This is a genomic window from Aquincola agrisoli, assembly GCF_036621135.1.
In the GTDB taxonomy this organism is placed as follows: domain Bacteria; phylum Pseudomonadota; class Gammaproteobacteria; order Burkholderiales; family Burkholderiaceae_C; genus Aquincola; species Aquincola agrisoli.
On sequence record NZ_JAZIBG010000028.1, the window covers coordinates 531,970 to 548,943 of the forward strand.

Here is a 16,974-nt window from a genome sequence, read left to right on the forward strand (position 1 = left end):
CATGCGCCGGATTATCGGCAGCGCTCACTCGAAAGAGAGCACTGGGATTCGCGGGGTGGACGCGCGGTGTATCAGCGGGCAGGACGGCGGCGCAGGGCGCCGGCGGCGAGCGCCATCAGGATCAGCCAGGCGGGTGCGAGAGCGCCGCCGCCGCCGCCACCGCCGCCGTCGTCGTCGTCGTCACCATCATCGCCGCCGTCGCCGTCGTCCGGAGGCGCGGCTGCTGCCAAAGCTACTGCCGCCCCGGCATCGAGCATCCCGGCTCCGCAGGTCGAGGTGGTGCAGTAGCACTGGATCTGCCTGACAGAGCTGGGTGCCTGACATTGTTGAATGACGCTCCCGTCATCCGAAGGAACGTTGGTCGGGAATGCGCGTGCGCTTTGCTTCAACAGCGCCGTCACCTGGGCCGGCGACAGCGCTGGCTGCACCGCAAGCATCAAGCCCACGGTACCTGACACGATCGGCGCGGCGAAACTGGTTCCCAAGGCCCAATGTTCCAGGCCGTCGGTATAGCTGGCACTTCCCAGCACCGGCGTAGTCGTGCCCTCGTTGAAGGTCGACATGATCGGATATAGACACGGGGTGCCGTCGGCCAAGTTCACACAGTTGCCGCCGGGGGCACTGACGGTGACCTGGGGACCCACGTTGGCAAAACCCACCTTGGTGCCCATGTGGCGCACCGCCCCGACGGTGATCACGTCCTTGCAGTTCCCCGGACTGCTGACGGCCAGGCCGTTGGCATTGCCCGCCGCCACGACGACGGCCACACCCTTCTGCGACACCGCTTCCGAAATCGCAGCCTGGTATGCCGAGCCGGAGGGGCATGCGCCCTGAAATCCCAGGCTGAGGTTGATGACACGGGCCGGATTCGGGTTGACAGGCACGCCCGGCACTTCCAGCCCTGCGGCCCAGCGAATGCCCATGGCGATGTCACTCATGTCACCACCGCACTTGCCCAGCACCCTGACGGGAAGGATGCGCACGTTCCAGCCCACCCCCGCAACGCCGACGCCGTTGTTGGTCGACGCACCGACGATGCCCGCCACCTGCGTACCATGCCAGCTGCTGGGCACCGCAACGCGACAATCTGCATCGCGGAACTCCGCCGTCGCTGCCTCCGCCTCGGTCACGTAATCACCCGGATCCTGCGCATCGCTGTCCAGCCCGTCGCCGTCCCCGGCAAACCTGGGGTTCGACACCATGTCGTAGCCCGGAAGCACCTTGCCGGCCAGATCGGGGTGATCGCTGCGCACGCCGGTATCGAGCACGGCGACGATGACGCCGGCGCCTGCAGCCCCGCCCTGGGAGATGTCCCATGCGGCCGGCGCATTGATCCCGGAGGTCACGAGGCTGTCCGGTGCGCGCAGGTACCACTGCCCCGCCGCCGGCCCCACGACGGGTGGGCCGGAGTGGTAGTACGTGTCGTTCGGCACCGCCATCGCACGCGCGCGCTGGTCGGGCTCGGCGTATTCCACCGCGCTGTCGGCAGCCAGCTTCGCCGAGAGTTCCGCGCTGCTGATGCCCTCCGCCGTCACGACCTGGGTCCGCGCCGTGATCGCAGGACCAGCCCGCAGCGCCACGCCGACCCGGCCACCTAGGGTGCTGGCGCGCTCGCCCAGCACCTGCGCCACCGTGCTGGCGGTGGCGTTTGCCGCCAGCGCACGCGCACGGATAACCGTCGCATCGGCTTTGAACTGCACGACAACCCGTGCGCTGGCAGCGGTGCCTGCCGGGGACGCCACCGGTGAAGAAGCGCTCTCGGCGTGGACCGCCACCGAGGCCACGGCCAGCACGATGGGCAAAAGCAGGTGTTTCATCTGGCGAAGTGTAGGCAAGGCAAGGCCGCCTGAGTGTTGCTGTCGGTACGCTCCGCTTGCAAGAAAAAAGCCCGCGGCGGCGGGCTTTTTTCGGGGCACCGGCGGCGCAGGCCGCCGGGGGCGTTTTGCCCTTACTTCGCGATGACGCGAACCATCTCCAGCACCTTGTTGGAGTAGCCCCATTCGTTGTCGTACCAGGCCACGACCTTGACGAAGGTCTTGTCCAGCGCGATGCCAGCCTCGGCGTCGAACACCGAGGTCATCGACTCGCCGCGGAAGTCGGTCGAGACGACCTTGTCTTCCGTGTAGCCGAGCACGCCCTTCATGGAGCCCTGGGAGGCGGCCTTCATCGCGGCGCAGATGTCCTCGTAGCTGGCTTCCTTGTTCAGCTCGACCGTCAGGTCGATCACCGAGACGTCGGAGGTCGGCACGCGGAACGACATGCCCGTGAGCTTCTTGTTCAGCTCGGGGATCACCACGCCCACGGCCTTGGCGGCGCCGGTGCTCGACGGGATGATGTTCTCGAGGATGCCGCGGCCGCCGCGCCAGTCCTTGTTGCTCGGGCCGTCCACGGTCTTCTGCGTGGCGGTGGTGGCGTGCACGGTGGTCATCAGGCCGCGCTTGATGCCGAAGGTGTCGTTCAGCACCTTGGCCACCGGGGCCAGGCAGTTGGTGGTGCACGAGGCGTTGGAGATGATCGCCTCGCCCTGGTAGCTCTTGTCGTTGACGCCGTAGACGAACATCGGCGTGTCGTCCTTCGACGGGGCCGACATCACCACCTTCTTGGCGCCGGCGGCGATGTGCTTCTGCGCGGTTTCCTTGGTCAGGAAGAGGCCGGTCGACTCGACGACGATGTCGGCGCCGATCTCGCCCCACTTCAGCTCGGCCGGATCCTTCACCGCGGTCAGCCGGATCTTCTTGCCGTTGACGATCAGCGTGTTGCCGTCGACCGCCACGTCGCCCTTGAAGCGGCCGTGCACGCTGTCGTAGCTCAGCATGTAGGCCAGGTAGTCGGGCTCCAGCAGGTCGTTGATGCCGACGACTTCGATGTCGTTCTGGAAGTTCTGGATGGCGGCGCGGAACACCATGCGGCCGATGCGGCCGAAGCCGTTGATGCCGATCTTGATAGCCATGAGATCAATCTCCTCGTAGGTCAAAAAAAGCCGATGTGCGGCGGCGGCCCTCAGCCGCGCAGCACCTTGCGCACGGTGGCGGCCAGGTTTTCCGCGGTGAACCCGAACTCCTTGAACAGCACGTTGGCCGGGGCGCTCTCGCCATAGCGGTCGAGGCCGATCACGGCGGCACAGCCGTACTTCCACCAGAAGTCGGTGACGCCCGCCTCCACCGCGATGCGCGGCAGCTTGGGCGGCAGCACCTGGCTCTTGTAGGCCACGCTCTGGCGGTCGAACACGGTGGTGCTGGGCACCGACACCACACGCACCGCGATGCCCTGCACCGCGAGCTGCTGCTGCGCGTGCAGCGCCAGGCCCACCTCGCTGCCGGTGGCGAGGATGACGGCCTGCGCCTTCTTCTTCAGGCCCACCTCGCTCGGCTCGGCGAGCACGTAGGCGCCCTTGCTGATCTCGTCGAGGCCAGCCTTCGGCAGGTACGGCAGGTTCTGGCGGCTCAGCAGCAGCGCCGAGGGACGCGACGCGTTGCCCAGCGCCATCGTCCACGCCGCCACGGTCTCGGCCGTGTCGGCCGGGCGCCACACGTCCAGCCCCGGGATCAGCCGCAGCGCCGCGGCGTGCTCCACGCTCTGGTGCGTGGGGCCGTCCTCGCCCAGGCCGATGGAATCGTGCGTGAAGACGTGGATGACGCGGCGCTTCATCAGCGCGGCCATGCGGATGGCGTTGCGGCTGTAGTCGCTGAACGTGAGGAAGGTGCCGCCGTAGGGAATGAAGCCGCCGTGCAGCGCCACGCCGTTCATGATGGCGGCCATGCCGAACTCGCGCACGCCGTAGTTGATGTGGCGGCCGCCGTTGGGCGTGCCGTCCTTATCGAAGCGCAGCGCGGGCGTGCTGCTGGTGTTGGTGAGGTTGGAGCCGGTCAGGTCGGCCGAGCCGCCCAGCAGCTCGGGCAGCACGCGGGTGAAGGCTTCCAGCGCGATCTGGCTCGCCTTGCGCGAGGCGACCGTCTCGGCTTTCTCGTGCGCGGCGATCATCGCGTCGACGGCATGCTGCGCAAACGACGCCGGCAGCTCGCCGCGCATGCGGCGGGCCAGCTCGGCGGCCAGCTCGGGGAACTCGGTCTTGTAGGCGGCGAAGCGTGTGTTCCACGCCGCCTGCGCGGCCTCGCCGGTCACGCGTGCATCCCATGCGGCGTAGGCCGCCTCGGGCAGCACAAAGGGCTCGTGCGACCAGCCGAGCGCGTCGCGGGTCAGCCGGATCTCCTCGCCGCCCAGCGCCTCGCCATGCGCCTTGGCCGTGCCGGCGCGGTTGGGCGAGCCCTTGCCGATGGTCGTCTTCGCGACGATCAGCGTGGGCTTGTCGGTGCTCTGGCGGGCCTTGGCGATCGCGGCATCGACCGCGGCGACGTCGTGGCCGTCGACCTTGTCGATCACGTTCCAGCCGTAGGCCTGGAAGCGCCGGGGGGTGTCGTCGATGAACCAGGGCGCAACCTGGCCGTCGATGCTGATGCCGTTGTCGTCGTAGATCGCGATCAGCTTGTTGAGCTTCCAGGCGCCCGCCAGCGCGCAGGCCTCGTGGCTGATGCCTTCCATCAGGCAGCCATCGCCGAGGAAGGCGTAGGTGTGGTGGTCGACGACCTCGTGGCCGGGGCGGTTGAACTCGTGCGCCAACAGCTTCTCGGCCAGCGCCATGCCCACCGCGTTGGTGATGCCCTGGCCCAGCGGGCCAGTGGTGGTCTCGACGCCCGGCGTCACATCCACTTCCGGGTGGCCCGGCGTCTTGCTGTGCAGCTGGCGGAACTGGCGCAGCTCGCTCATCGGCAGCTCGTAGCCGGTGAGGTGCAGCAGCGCGTAGATCAGCATCGAGCCGTGGCCGTTGCTGAGCACGAAGCGGTCGCGGTCGATCCACAGCGGGTCGGCCGGGTTGTGCTTAAGGTGACGGCTCCACAGGGCCACCGCGATGTCCGCCATGCCCATCGGCGCGCCGGGGTGGCCTGAATTGGCCTGCTGGACGGCATCCATGGCCAGGGCGCGGATGGCGTTGGCCATCAAGGAGGTGTCTTGCGGGGTCGAACTCATGCTGTGTGCCGGCGGGCGGCGCGGGAGGGGAGCGAAGCCGCGCATTTTAGGGTTGCAGGGCCAACCCCCGCCGATAATCCGCCGCCATGCACGGACTGCACCTCACCGCCGATCTGCAAGGCTGCCCGGCCGCGGCCGTGCTGACCGAGCCCGGCGTGCTGCGTGCGCTGTGCCTGCGCGCGGTGCGGGCCGCCGGCCTGCACCCGGTGGGCGAGCTGTTCCACGGCTTCGTGCCGCCGGCCGGGGCGCCGCCGGCGCCGCAGGGCGTGACCGGCGTCGTGCTGCTGGCGGAATCGCACCTGGCCGTGCACACCTGGCCCGAGCTGCAGGCCGTGACGCTGGACGTCTACGTCTGCAACGTGGGCACCGACAACTCGGCGCGCGCCCGCCTGCTGATCGACAGCCTGCTGGCGGCCTTCGCGCCGCGGGCGGTGCGGCGCCAGCAGATGGAGCGCGGCCACCTGGCGGCTGCCGCGGCGGCCGCCCCCGAGGCATGAACCATCCCAACGTGAAGGCGCTGATCCTGGCCGCGGGCCGCGGCGAGCGCATGCGCCCCCTGACCGACCACACGCCCAAGCCGCTGCTGCCGGTGCATGGCAAGCCGCTGATCGCATGGCACCTCGAGGCGCTGGCACGCGACGGCGTGCGCGAGGTGGTGATCAACACCGCCTGGCTCGAAACGCAGTTCCCCGCCGCCCTCGGCGACGGGACGCGCTGGGGGCTGAAGATCCACTACTCGATGGAAGGCCGCGACCACGGCGGCGCGCTCGAAACCGCGGGCGGCATCGCCAAGGCGCTGCCGTGGCTGGCCGAGTCGCCGGACGACGTGTTCTGGGTGGTCTCCGGCGACATCTATGCCCCTGGCTTCCGCTTCGAGGCCGCCGCCGCCCAGGCCTTCCGGGCCCGCGACGGGCTGGACGCCCACCTGTGGCTCGTGCCCAACCCGCCCTTCCATCCGCAGGGCGATTTCGGCATCGACGCCGAGGGCCTCGGCCTGGCCGACGGGCCCGGCCCCGACGGCCGGCGCTGGACCTACGCGAACCTCGCGCTGGTGCGGGCCTCGCTGGTCGCGCCGGTGGCGCCCGGCACGCGCGCCGCCCTCGGCCCGCTGCTGTTCGAAGGCATGCGTCGGCGCCGCGTCAGCGCCGAGCGTTACCTTGGCGCGTGGGATAACGTAGGCACCCCCGCCCAACTGGCCGGGCTGGCCTGACGCGGTGCGCAGCTACGGCGCAATTGCAACCAAATGAGACAATTTTGAGTTCCCCTCAAAGTCCCCCTCTTGTGGAGCGGTCTACCTTGGTTGATGTTTACGCCGAGATGTTCGAGCTGGCCCCGGTGTCGCTCTGGCTGGAAGACTTTTCAGGCCTGAGGCCGCTGTTCGACCAGTGGCGCGCGGCCGGCGTGAAGGACCTGCGGGCCTTCCTGCGCGGCCAGCCCGACCGGGTGGCCGAGTGCTCGCGCAGCATCAAGCTGCTGCGCGTCAACCGCCGCACGCTGCAGATGTTCAAGGCGTCGAGCTTCGAAGAACTGGTCGGCAACCTCGACCGCGTGTTCCGCGACGACATGTTCGACCAGCACGTCGAGGAGCTGGCGCAGCTGTGGGACGGCCACCTGCACTTCAGCAGCCACACCGTCAACTACACGCTCGACGGCCGGCGGCTGGCCATCACGCTCGACGCCACGGTGCTGCCGGGCCACGAGCACGACTGGAGCCGGGTGCTGCTGGCGATCGACGACGTGACCGACCGCGCCCGCGCCGAGCGCGCGGTGCGCGCCAGCGAGCAGTACGCTCGCGGGCTCTTCGAGCACTCCCCGGTGTCGCTGTGGGTCGAGGACTTCGGCACCATCCGCCGCCTGCTCGAGGAGGTGCGCATGCAGGGCATCGACGACTTCCGCGTGTTCACCGACGTGCACCCGGAGTTCGTCGAGCGCTGCATGCAGGAGATCCGCGTGATCGACGTCAACCGGCAGACGCTGGCGATGTTCCAGGCGCCCGACAAGCCCACGCTGCTGGCCAGCCTGGGCAAGGTCTTCCGCGACGAGATGCGCGCGCATTTCGCCGAGCAGCTGCACGACCTGTGGAACGGCAAGCTGTTCCAGCAGCGCGAGGTGGTGAACTACGCGCTCAACGGCGACAAGCTCAACGTCTACATGCAGTTCTCGGTGCTGCCTGGCCACGAGCAGCGCTGGGACCAGGTGCTGATCTCGCTGACCGACATCACCGCCCGCAAGAAGGCCGAGGCCTACCTGGAATACCTGGGCCGGCACGACGTGCTGACCGGCCTGACCAACCGCTCCTTCTTCACCGAGGAGCTGCAGCGGCTGGAGCGCAAGGGCCCGTGGCCGATCGCCGTGGTGATGGTCGACCTCAACGGCCTGAAGGCCGCCAACGACAAGGGCGGCCACGTCGCCGGCGACGCGCTGCTGCGCCGCACCGGGGAGGTGCTGTCCAAGCTCGTCGAGGCGCCCGCGACGGCTTCGCGCATCGGCGGCGACGAGTTTGCGCTGCTGCTGCCGGGCACCGACCAGGCCGGCGGCGAGCGGATGATGGAACAGCTGCGCGAGCTGCTGGCGCTGAACAACCAGTTCCACGGCGGCCTGCCGTTGAGCCTGTCGATGGGCCTGTCGATCGGCGAGGCCGGCACGCGGCTCGAATCGATGGTGCACCGCGCCGACCAGCAGATGTACGAGTCCAAGCGCAGCTTCTACGCCAACCGCCGCAACGACCGGCGCAGCAACTGGGCGCCGTTGGACTGACGCGCGCCGCCGCGCCTCAGGCCCCGGCGGCGATGCGCCGCCCGGCCTGCGTGCCGCGGGTGAAGGCCTCCTCGAACATCGAGCAGCCCGACAGGTCGGCATGCACGAAGTGCAGCCGGCCCTGGGGCTCGCCCAGCGCACGCAGGGCGGCGTGCCCGCGCACGCCGGGCACCGGGATGCTCATCGCGTGGCCGTAGCGCATCAGGTCCGCCTGCACCACCTTGCGCGGCAGGTCGGGGTGGGCCAGCGAGAGCTCGTCGACGATGGCCTGCGCCCAGGCTTCCCACGGGCGCAGCAGCAGGGCCGAGCGTTCGTCCTGCGGCAGCGCCCAGTACGCGGTCAGCACCGTCGGGCCGGCATGCGGGCGCGTGCGCTGGTGCATCGCATCGACGTAGCCGAGCATCCGGCTGCCATGCAGCACGTTGTCCCAAGACGGCGGCGCGCCCGGGCGGTCGAGCAGCGCCTCCCCCAGCTGCAGGTTGGCCACCAGCCACGGCGCGTAGCGCAGCACGGCGGCCGCCTCGGCCAGCGCGGGCGGCGGCGTCTGCAGCACCCGGGCCGCGACGAAGAGCGGCAGCGCCAGCACCGCGTGGTCTGCCGTCCATCGCTCGGCCCGCTCGGCCGCGGCGTTCCACACGTCTATCCGTACACCGTGGCGCTCCTCGACCACGCGCTGCACGAGGCAGCCCGTGTGCAGGCGGTCCCCACCGACCGCCTGCGCCAGGTGGCGCACCAGCCAGCCGTTGCCCTCGGGCCAGGTGAGCACCGGTTCCGGTTCGGCCTCCTCGCCGGGCGCATGGAAACCGTGGCGGCTCGCGAAGTAGTGCAGGCCGGCCCAGGCGGACACCGTCGCGATGCCGGCGCCGTAGTCGTCCCGGCAGCAGTAGTCGAGGTAGGCGACGAGGCGCGCATCGTCGAACTGCCGCACCTGCAGCCAGGCGGAAAAGGTCTGCGCGTCCAGCGCGGCATGGCCGGCATACCAGGGGGTGCCGAGCGTCGGCACCGCGAACGGCAGCGCACGCTGCACGTCGCGCACCGCGGCGGCGAAGCGGCGGTAACTCGCCAGCGTGCGCGAGCCGGGCTCGGCGGGCGGCAGCAGCCCCTCGTGCCAGGCGCCGTCGATGAACAGGCGCTCCTGCGGGCTGTGGCACAGGTGGCGCTCGTCATAGACCGTGCGGCCGGCCTCCTGCCGCGACACGCCCAGCTCGGCCAGCCACTCGGCCACCTCCGGCGCCCCCGGGCCGGGCAGCGGCAGGTAGTGCGCCCCCAGCGGGCAGGCCATGCCGCCCATCGCATGGCCGCGGCTGTTGCCGCCGGCCTGGTCCTCCAGGTCGAAGACCTGCACGTCGTCGACGCCGCCCTGCACCAGCGCACGCGCCGCCGCCAGCCCGGCCACGCCGGCACCGACGACGAGCACGGCGGCGCGCCGCTGCAATGCCGGCGCGGCCGGCTCGGCGCCGGGCGTGCCGCGCAGCAGGTGCCCGCGCTCGGCGCGCGCCCCGACCCAGCCGCCCGCCCACCCCGTGGCCGCCGGCGGCGTGCAGCCCGCCAGCCACGGGGCCGCGCACAGGCCCGCCAGCACGTCCCGGCGGGCGAGGCCTCCGGCGCGCACCGCCGGCTTCGGCACGGGGCTCATAAGGCAACCTCTCGGTCCATGAGGACCATTGAAGCGTTGCGATGCAGGGTTGTCCACGGCGGCGGTCGGTCGGCGCTTGCGACGAACCGGCCGACCGCCGCGGTGGGCAACCCGTGTTCAACGTGCCCTGTCGCGCGTGCCGTGTTCTTGACACCTCGGGCTAATGGCGCCCAAGGTGTGACTCGACTTCCGTGCCCCTGCGGTGACTGCCTGCGGCGCTTGCCTGCCCAAGGCCCCAATGAGACCTGCAGCCCCCAGGGTGCCGGAAGGCCACGACGGGCCCCAAGATGTAGCGCCAGGCCGGACAAGCTGGAGCGCCTGTTTATGAGCTCCCCGCCGCGCCTTCCGACATCGGCAGTCATACCGCAACTGCCAGGAGTTTGTCCATGAGCAACGATGTTTTCGCCGGGCTGGACTGGGCGGTGCATACGCACGCGGTGTGCATCATCGACGCCGCCGGCGCGGTGCTCGATCGCTTCGAGGTCGCTCACGATCGCGACGGCTTGGCGGAGTTGAAGCGCCGGCTGCTGCGCCACGGTCCACGCCTGCGCATCGCCATCGAGCGGCCTTCTGGCCTGATCGTCGATGCGTTGGTCGAGGCCGGTCACGAGGTCTTCCCGATCCACCCCAATGCGGTCAAGGCCAGTCGCCCGCGCTACCGCAGCCACGGCGCCAAGAGCGATGCCAGCGATGCCTACCTGCTGGCCGACTTGCTGCGCACCGACGGCCATCGCTGGCGTGCACTGGCTCAGCAGTCCGATGACATCCGCGCGCTGCGCGCGCTGGTGCGCTCGCGTGACGATCTCGTCGCTGCTCGAGTGGCCGCAGCAAACCAGCTCACCGCCACGCTGCAGGCGTTCTGGCCTGGTGCGGCTTGCATCTTTGCCGACGTCGCCTCGCCCATCGGCCTGGCATTCCTGCGGCGCTACCCCTCGCCGCGCTCCGCTCGTCGACTCACCGAAGCGCAGCTGCAGCGCTTCTGCAAGGTCCAGCACTACAGCGGTCGGCGCAGCGCAGAGGATTTGCTCAGCAGGCTGCGCGCTGCGGCGCCGGGCCGCGTGGGCGAGCACACCGAGCAGGCGATGGCGGACGTCGTGCGTGCGCATGTGGCCGTGCTGGTCCCGATCGTGGGCCAGATCACCGACCTCACCCGACGCATCGAGCAGTTCATGCACTCGCTGCCCGATGGGTTGCTGATGATGTCTTTCCCGCGCGCGGGCCAGGTCTGCGCAGCGCAGATCCTGGCCGAGCTCGGCGACGTGCGCGAGCGCTTCCCCAGCGCTGATCTGCTCGCCGCTGAGGCCGGCGCCGTGCCTGTGACCTACCAGTCGGGCAAGACCCGCAGCGTGGCCTTCCGCTGGGCCTGTAACCACCGCCTGCGCCAAGCCATCACCTGTCTGGCCGACAACTCGCGCCACGCCAATGACTGGGCACGCAGCACCTACCAGGCCGCCCGCGCCCGGGGATGCGATCACACCCACGCCATCCGCATCCTGGCTCGCGCTTGGCTGCGCGTGATCTGGCGTGCCTGGACCGACCGCAAACCCTACGACCCGGCACTGCACGGCGGCCTCGCAAAGCTCGCCCTTACTGGGGGAGGTTGACCCAGGATGTCTCATTGATGCACCCGCCCCCACTCCTCCTCGAAGGTGTGCACCAGCACCTGGTTCGACAGGCGGTTCGGCTCGGCCGGCAGCCAGGCCATGTCGGGAGGGAACTGCAGCAGCCCCGGCAGCCCTTCCAGCGTGAGGAAGCGCAGCCCGCCGGGCAGGGCCTGCGGCATGCGCCAGGGCCGGCGGCTCGCGATGATGAAACCCCACTCGCCGAAGCTCGGCACATGGGCGTGGTACGGCCGGGTGTCGAGGCCCACGGCCCGGATCGTGGCGTCCACGGTCCAGAAGCTGCGGCGCGCCACCAGCGGTGACGTCGTCTGCACCACCGCATAGCCGTCGGCCGACAGGTGCTGGTCGACGAGTTGGTAGAAGCTGGTGGTGTAGAGCTTGCCGAGCGAGAAGTTGCTGGGGTCGGGGAAGTCGACCACGATCACGTCGAAGGTCTCCTCGCTCTGCTCGAGCCACAGGAAGGCGTCCGCGTTGACGATGCGCAGCTTGGGCGAATGCAGCGCATCGGCGTTGAGCTTGCGCAGCATCGGCTGCTCGGCGAAGAGCCGCGTGATGTGCGGATCCAGCTCCACCAGCGTGACCTGCTCGACGGTCGGGTACTTGAGCACCTCGCGCACCGCCAGGCCGTCGCCGCCGCCGACCACCAGCACGCGCCGCGGCGCGCCGTGCGCCGCCATCGCGGGATGCACCAGCGCCTCGTGGTAGCGGTACTCGTCGCGCGAATGGAACTGCAGGTTGCCGTTGAGGAAGAGCCGCACGCCCGCCGGGCCCGAGGTGACGACGATGCGCTGGTAGTCGCTGCTGGCGCGCAGCACCACGCCCTCGCCGTAGAAGCGGTCTTCGGCCCAGGTGGTGATGTGGTCCGACATCGCCCACACCAGCGCCAGCGTGCCGCCCACCGCCGCGCAGGCCAGCCCGTGGGCGGCGGCCTGGCGCAGCTCGCCGCGAAAGAGCCACAGCGCCCACACCGCCACCGCCACGTTGAGCAGCCCGAAGAAGAGCCCGGTGCGCACCAGGCCGAGCTGCGGCACGAACAGCAGCGGGAAGGCCAGCGCCACCGCGAGCGCGCCGAGGTAGTCGAAGGTCAGCACCTGCGACACCAGCTCCTTGAGCGCGTAGCGCTGGCCGAAATGCCGCTTGAGGATGCGCATGACCAGCGGGATCTCCAAGCCCACCAGCGTGCCCACGAGCAGCACCAGCCCGTACAGCAGCGTGCGGAAGGGCAGCAGCGCCGACACCGGCAGCAGGCTGTGCGCGACGAACAGCGCCGCCGGCATCAGGCCGCCGACCAGCCCGACCAGCAGTTCGATGCGCAGGAACTGCGCGATCAGCTGCCGCTCGACGAAGCGCGACAGCCACGAGCCGATGCCCATCGCGAACAGGTAGGCGCCGATGATGGTCGAGAACTGCAGCACCGAGTCGCCGAGCAGGTAGCTCGCGAGCGCGCCTGCGGCCAGCTCGTAGACCAGCCCGCAGGCCGCGACGACGAAGACCGACGCCAGCAGCGCCAGTTCGGCCGGCGAGATGCGCGCGACGGCGGCCACGCGCAGCAGCGGGGGCTCGGTCATCCGTGCACGGCCGCCGACACGATCAGCCCGATCGCGATGCACATCGCTCCGACCACGATCGCCAGCGCGGTGTTCTTCCTCTCGACGATCTCGGCCCACAGGTCGTACGGCGTGAGCTTGTCGATGATGACGAAGCAGATCCAGAACACCAGCACGCCGATCAACGCATAGAGCAGCGAGCCGAACACCGCCGCGGGCCGCAGCCATTCAAAACCCATCATCGTGTTCTCCTCGTGTGGTGCAGATCGTCGGGGGGATGGTCACTTGTGGCCGCCGCCGGTGCTGAAGCCGCCGAACGCGCCGCCGCCGGTGCGCATGCCGGTGCCGCCGCCGCCCGACTGCAGGCACTGGCGGTATTCGTTGCTGCCGGCGCCGAAGGTGCTGCGCAGCTCGTCGCAATCATCGCCGCCGCACTGGGTGAGCACGACGATGATCACCACCAGCAGCCCGAAGATCAACAAGGGCTTCAGCAGGCCGGCGCCGCTGCCGCCGCCCAGGGGCAGCGTGTCGCGCTGCAGCGCGGACAGCCGGTCGTCGGGCAGCCGGAAGGCCCGGGCGACCGTGGCCGCCTCCAGCGCCTCGCCGGCCGACCAGGTGACCTCGCTGCCGGCGGCCTCGCGGTTGAGCCGCTTGCGCGCGTGGGCGCCCAGGCCCCGGTAGTCGGTGTTGCGGGTGCGCTCGTCGCGCTGCAGCCGCCAGTAGAACTCGCCGAGCACGTAGGTCACCGTGCCGGTGTAGGTGTAGAGCGGCTTGTACTGCACGCCGTCCTGCTTGACGTGCTCGCCCACCCGCTCCGGCACGCCGGTGATCGGGCGGGCCCAGCTCCAGCCGTCGTCCGCGTCCACCAGGAACGCGAAGCCGGCGCTGCGGTGGTAGAGCAGGTATTCGCGCCAGAAGGTCTGCTCGTCCTCCGCCTCCTCGGGCAGCTCCGCACGCTCCACGTAGCCCACCACCTGCCAAGGCAGCGCCTCGCCGCCGAGCGCCAGCGTGCCGGTGCTGCCCAGTGGGATCTGCGGCTGGCCGCCGTCGAGGTGGCCCTGGGCCTGCGTGTAGTGGGCCAGGTCGGCGCCCACGCCGGCCGACAGGTCGACCACCGCCTTGCACTGGCCGCAGACCATGCTCTGCGTGCTGGCGAGCCGCGCGGTCAGCGGGGCGCCGCAATGGGGGCATTCGAAGCTGCGGCCGCGCAGCGTCTTCTCGCTCTCCTCGGAAAGGCCGGTCATCGACAGCTCGGCCAGCGCCACTGCGCGCCCCACCGACCAGCCCAGGCGTGCCGGGTCGGCGTCGTCGAGCGTGGCGACCTCGCCGCGCGTGCTGCGCAGGTCGGCCACGGTGAACTCGGCGGCCCGCGGCGGCGGCGCGGGCAGCTCGCCCTGGGCGGCCAGCAGCTTCGCGCGCTGCACGGAGGCCACCTCCCAGGCCTGGCCGCCGACCGCACGCCGCTCGCCGGCTCGCAGCGCGCCGGGCTGCGGCGCATCGGCCGGCACGGGTGCGTCGAACGCCAATACGTAGGCGCCGTTGTCCTCGCTCAGCCAGCCGGTGCGGCCGTTGTCGAACAGCGCGTGCCACTCGTTCCACGTGCCGCCCTCGTAGGCCATCTGCAGCCGGCCGAGCAGCGTGAACGGCTCGCCCTGGTAGCGGCCGGCCGCGCCGAGCTGCAGCGGCGTGTGGTCGTCGAACAGCTCGGCGCTCTGGCCGATGCGGCGCAGCGCCTCGCCGTCGCGCACCAGCGTGCTGCGGCAGTAGCTGCAGACGGCGCTGGCCGACGCCGCGGACTGGAAGTCGACCGGCGCGCCGCAGCTGGGGCAGGCCGCGCGCCAGGTGCGGCCGGTCATGTCCGCCCCCCGCCCGCCGGGCAGGTCGGCCCGCACCCGGAAGGGACACGGGCCGGCTTGAACGCAGCCCGGCTCAAACGAGCTTCTTCAGCAGCTCGGCCTTCTTGGCGCTGAATTCCTCGTCGGTCAGGATGCCCTTGGCCTTCAGGTCGGCCAGCTTCTCGATCGTGGCCATCACCTCGTCGGGCGCGATGCCCGCCGGGGCCGATGCGGCCGGGGTGGCCCCCGCCGGCGCGGCCGCTCCCTGCCCCTGCAGGCCCTGGCCGAGCTGCTGCGCCATCACCTGGCCCAGCGCCACGCCGGCGCCCAGGCCCATGGCATCGCCCGCGATGCCGCCGCCCGCCGCCGCGCCCTCGGCGAACTTGGGCAGCGACTGTGCCGTCTGGTACTGCATGAACCTGCCCATGTCCTGGCCGACCATGCCCATGCCGATCTTCTGGTCGAGGATCTTCTGCAGCTCTTCCGGCAGCGAGACGTTCTGCACCGTCACGCTTTCCAGCGCCAGGCCCAGCGCCGCGAAGGCCGGGCCCGTGGCCTCGCGCAGCTGCGCCGCGAACTCCACCTGGTTGGCCGCGAGGTCGAGGAAGGGGATGCCGCTGCCCGCCACCGCGTCGCTGATGTGCTGCAACATCAGCCCGCGCAGCTGGCCATCGAGGTCTTCGGCCGTGTAGGTGTCGCGCGTGCCCGAGATCTGCGTGTGGAACAGCTTGGGGTCGACGACGCGGTAGGCGTAGTTGCCGAAGGCGCGCAGCCGCACGGCGCCGAAGTCCTTGTCGCGGATGGTCACCGGCTGGCTCGTGCCCCAGCGGCGGTCGACCTGCTGGCGCGTGCTGAAGAAGTAGACGTCGCTCTTGAACGGACTCTGGAACAGCTTGTCCCAGTGCTTCAGGTAGGTGAGCACCGGCAGCGTCTGCGTCGTCAGACTGTGCATGCCGGGGCCGAAGACGTCGGCCGCCTGGCCTTCGTTGACGAACATCGCGAGCTGCGATTCGCGCACCGTGAGCGAGGCGCCGTTCTGGATCTCGCGGTCCTGCATCGGGAACCGCCACGCCAGCACGCCGTCGCGCGCCTCGGTCCACTCGATGATGTCGATGAACTGCTTCTTGATGAAATCCATCAGCGCCATTCGATCGCTCCCTCTCGTTACAGGCATGGCCCGCGTGGCGGCGAATAATACGCGGCGTGACCCCTGACCAACCGCTCCATCTGGCCATCGTCGGCGCCGGGCCGGCGGGCCTCGCGCTCGCGCTGCTGGCCGCCCGCAGCCTGCCCGACGCGCAGGTCTCGCTCTTCGACGCGCGGCCCGCGGACCGCGACGTCTCCGCCGATCCGCGCACGCTCGCGCTGGCACTGGGCAGCGTGCACCTGCTGCAGCGGCTGGGGGCCTGGGACGCCACGCAGGCGCAGCCGATCGACGAGGTGCACGTCTCGCAGCAGCCGCCCACGCTGGGCTCGACGCTGCTGGCGCCGCAGGTGCGGCTGCGGGCCGCCGACCAGGGCGTGCCCATGCTGGGCGCCGTGCTGAGCTACGGCGCGCTGGTCGCGCCGCTGCAGCGGGTCTGGGAGGCCGAAGCCGCCGCGGCGCCGCAGCGCCTGCACACCCGGTTCGGCACGCCGGTGGCCGCGCTGAAGGACGTGCCGCACGGCGTGGAGCTCGATGCCGGCGTCGCCGAGCGCTTCGACCTCGCGGTGATCGCCGAAGGCGGCGTGTTCGCCGACCGTGTCGCCGTGCCCGCCGGGCGCGGCCGGCGGCTGGCGCACGACTACGGCCAGACGGCGTGGGTCGGCACCGTGACGCTGGAAGGCGGCCGCCCCGGCATGGCGGTCGAGCGCTTCACGCGCCACGGACCCGCCGCGCTGCTGCCACTGCGGCCCGGCATCGACGGCGGGCAGCGCGCGGCGCTGGTGTGGTGCGTGCCGGGTGACGACGACCCGGTGGCGGAACTTGACGACACGCAGCGCGTCGCGGTGCTGAACACGCTGTTCCCGCCCGAGGTGGGGCGCGTGGCGGCGGTGTCGCCGCTCAAGCACTTCGCGCTCGGGCTGGCGGCCGAACGCACGCTGGTGCGCGGCCGGCAGATCCGCATCGGCAATGCGGCGCAGACGCTGCACCCGGTGGCCGGGCAAGGGCTCAACCTGGGCCTGCGCGACGCCTACGCGCTGGCCGAATCGCTGCGCCGCACGACCGAGGCCGCGCGGCTGGCGCGGCGTGCGCCGGACCTCGACGCCGCGCTGCGCCAGGTGGAGTGGCAGCGCGCCCCCGACCGGTGGGCGATGATCGCCGCGACCGACTTCCTGGCCCGCAGCTTCACCTGGCAGTGGCCCGGGATGGGTGCGGCGCGCGGGCTGGGGCTGGCGCTGCTGGACAAGCTGCCGCCCGTCAAGAAGGCCCTCGCGCGGCAGATGATGTTCGGGCGCCGGTAGATCGGGCACCCGGTGGAATGGGGCACCCGGCGCTGGCCCGCGGGGGATGGGGCACCCGGCGTCACGGGTACATGCCGCCACCCGCCGGGCGGGCACCACGGCCCGCC

Annotated in this window: 13 protein-coding genes; 5 read left to right on the top strand and 8 right to left on the bottom strand. The window is 70.9% G+C overall.

Going from position 1 to position 16,974, the window contains the following annotated elements; genetic code table 11:
* Positions 1-71: 71 nt before the first annotated feature.
* The 3 genes from V4F39_RS14245 to tkt all read right to left on the bottom strand — a co-directional run bounded on the left by V4F39_RS14245 (position 72) and on the right by tkt (position 5,025).
* Positions 72-1,817: a S8 family peptidase gene (locus V4F39_RS14245; RefSeq protein WP_332290184.1), complete on the bottom strand. Its 1,746-nt coding sequence runs from the start codon at positions 1,815-1,817 to the stop codon at positions 72-74.
* A 131-nt stretch (positions 1,818-1,948) separates the two neighbouring features.
* Positions 1,949-2,950, bottom strand: coding sequence for a type I glyceraldehyde-3-phosphate dehydrogenase (gene gap / locus V4F39_RS14250; protein ID WP_332290185.1), 1,002 nt, complete (start codon positions 2,948-2,950; stop codon positions 1,949-1,951).
* Positions 2,951-3,000: 50 nt separating this feature from the next.
* The gene (gene tkt / locus V4F39_RS14255; RefSeq protein ID WP_332290187.1) at positions 3,001-5,025 is read right to left on the bottom strand and encodes a transketolase; all 2,025 of its coding nucleotides are present in this window, start codon (positions 5,023-5,025) and stop codon (positions 3,001-3,003) included.
* Positions 5,026-5,111: 86 nt separating this feature from the next.
* Between tkt and speD the strand changes: the two genes are divergently transcribed.
* The 3 genes from speD (at position 5,112) to V4F39_RS14270 (ending at position 7,782) form a co-directional block, all read left to right on the top strand.
* Positions 5,112-5,522, top strand: coding sequence for an adenosylmethionine decarboxylase (gene speD, locus V4F39_RS14260; protein WP_332290189.1), 411 nt, complete (start codon positions 5,112-5,114; stop codon positions 5,520-5,522).
* The gene (gene murU, locus V4F39_RS14265; protein WP_332290190.1) at positions 5,519-6,235 is read left to right on the top strand and encodes an N-acetylmuramate alpha-1-phosphate uridylyltransferase MurU; all 717 of its coding nucleotides are present in this window, start codon (positions 5,519-5,521) and stop codon (positions 6,233-6,235) included. The genes speD and murU overlap by 4 nt, the downstream gene beginning before the upstream one ends.
* Positions 6,236-6,342: 107 nt before the next feature.
* Positions 6,343-7,782, top strand: coding sequence for a sensor domain-containing diguanylate cyclase (locus V4F39_RS14270; protein ID WP_332290578.1), 1,440 nt, complete (start codon positions 6,343-6,345; stop codon positions 7,780-7,782).
* Positions 7,783-7,798: 16 nt separating this feature from the next.
* Here the strand turns inward: V4F39_RS14270 and V4F39_RS14275 are convergent, their stop codons facing one another.
* Positions 7,799-9,418, bottom strand: coding sequence for an FAD-dependent oxidoreductase (locus V4F39_RS14275; RefSeq protein ID WP_332290191.1), 1,620 nt, complete (start codon positions 9,416-9,418; stop codon positions 7,799-7,801).
* A gap of 386 nt (positions 9,419-9,804) precedes the next feature.
* Between V4F39_RS14275 and V4F39_RS14280 the strand changes: the two genes are divergently transcribed.
* On the top strand, positions 9,805-11,022 hold the full coding sequence (locus tag V4F39_RS14280) for an IS110 family RNA-guided transposase (protein ID WP_332290192.1): 1,218 nt from the start codon (positions 9,805-9,807) through the stop codon (positions 11,020-11,022).
* Between the two features lie 11 nt (positions 11,023-11,033).
* Here V4F39_RS14280 and V4F39_RS14285 read toward each other — a convergent pair whose 3' ends face one another.
* The 4 genes from V4F39_RS14285 to V4F39_RS14300 form a co-directional block, all read right to left on the bottom strand.
* Positions 11,034-12,608 carry a polyamine aminopropyltransferase gene (locus tag V4F39_RS14285; protein WP_332290194.1) on the bottom strand — a complete coding sequence of 525 codons (1,575 nt, stop codon included), beginning with the start codon at positions 12,606-12,608 and terminating at the stop codon, positions 11,034-11,036.
* On the bottom strand, positions 12,605-12,826 hold the full coding sequence (locus V4F39_RS14290; RefSeq protein WP_332290579.1) for a DUF350 domain-containing protein: 222 nt from the start codon (positions 12,824-12,826) through the stop codon (positions 12,605-12,607). The genes V4F39_RS14285 and V4F39_RS14290 overlap by 4 nt, the downstream gene beginning before the upstream one ends.
* Before the next feature lie 42 nt (positions 12,827-12,868).
* Positions 12,869-14,443: a DUF4178 domain-containing protein gene (locus V4F39_RS14295; RefSeq protein WP_332290195.1), complete on the bottom strand. Its 1,575-nt coding sequence runs from the start codon at positions 14,441-14,443 to the stop codon at positions 12,869-12,871.
* Between the two features lie 73 nt (positions 14,444-14,516).
* A complete protein-coding gene (locus tag V4F39_RS14300; protein WP_332290196.1) occupies positions 14,517-15,569 on the bottom strand; it encodes an SPFH domain-containing protein in 1,053 nt (350 codons plus the stop codon).
* Between the two features lie 56 nt (positions 15,570-15,625).
* Here V4F39_RS14300 and V4F39_RS14305 point away from each other — a divergent pair, with 56 nt between their 5' ends.
* Positions 15,626-16,867 (top strand): FAD-dependent monooxygenase, encoded by a 1,242-nt coding sequence (locus V4F39_RS14305; RefSeq protein WP_332290197.1) that lies wholly within the window; start codon positions 15,626-15,628, stop codon positions 16,865-16,867.
* Positions 16,868-16,974 lie beyond the last annotated feature (107 nt).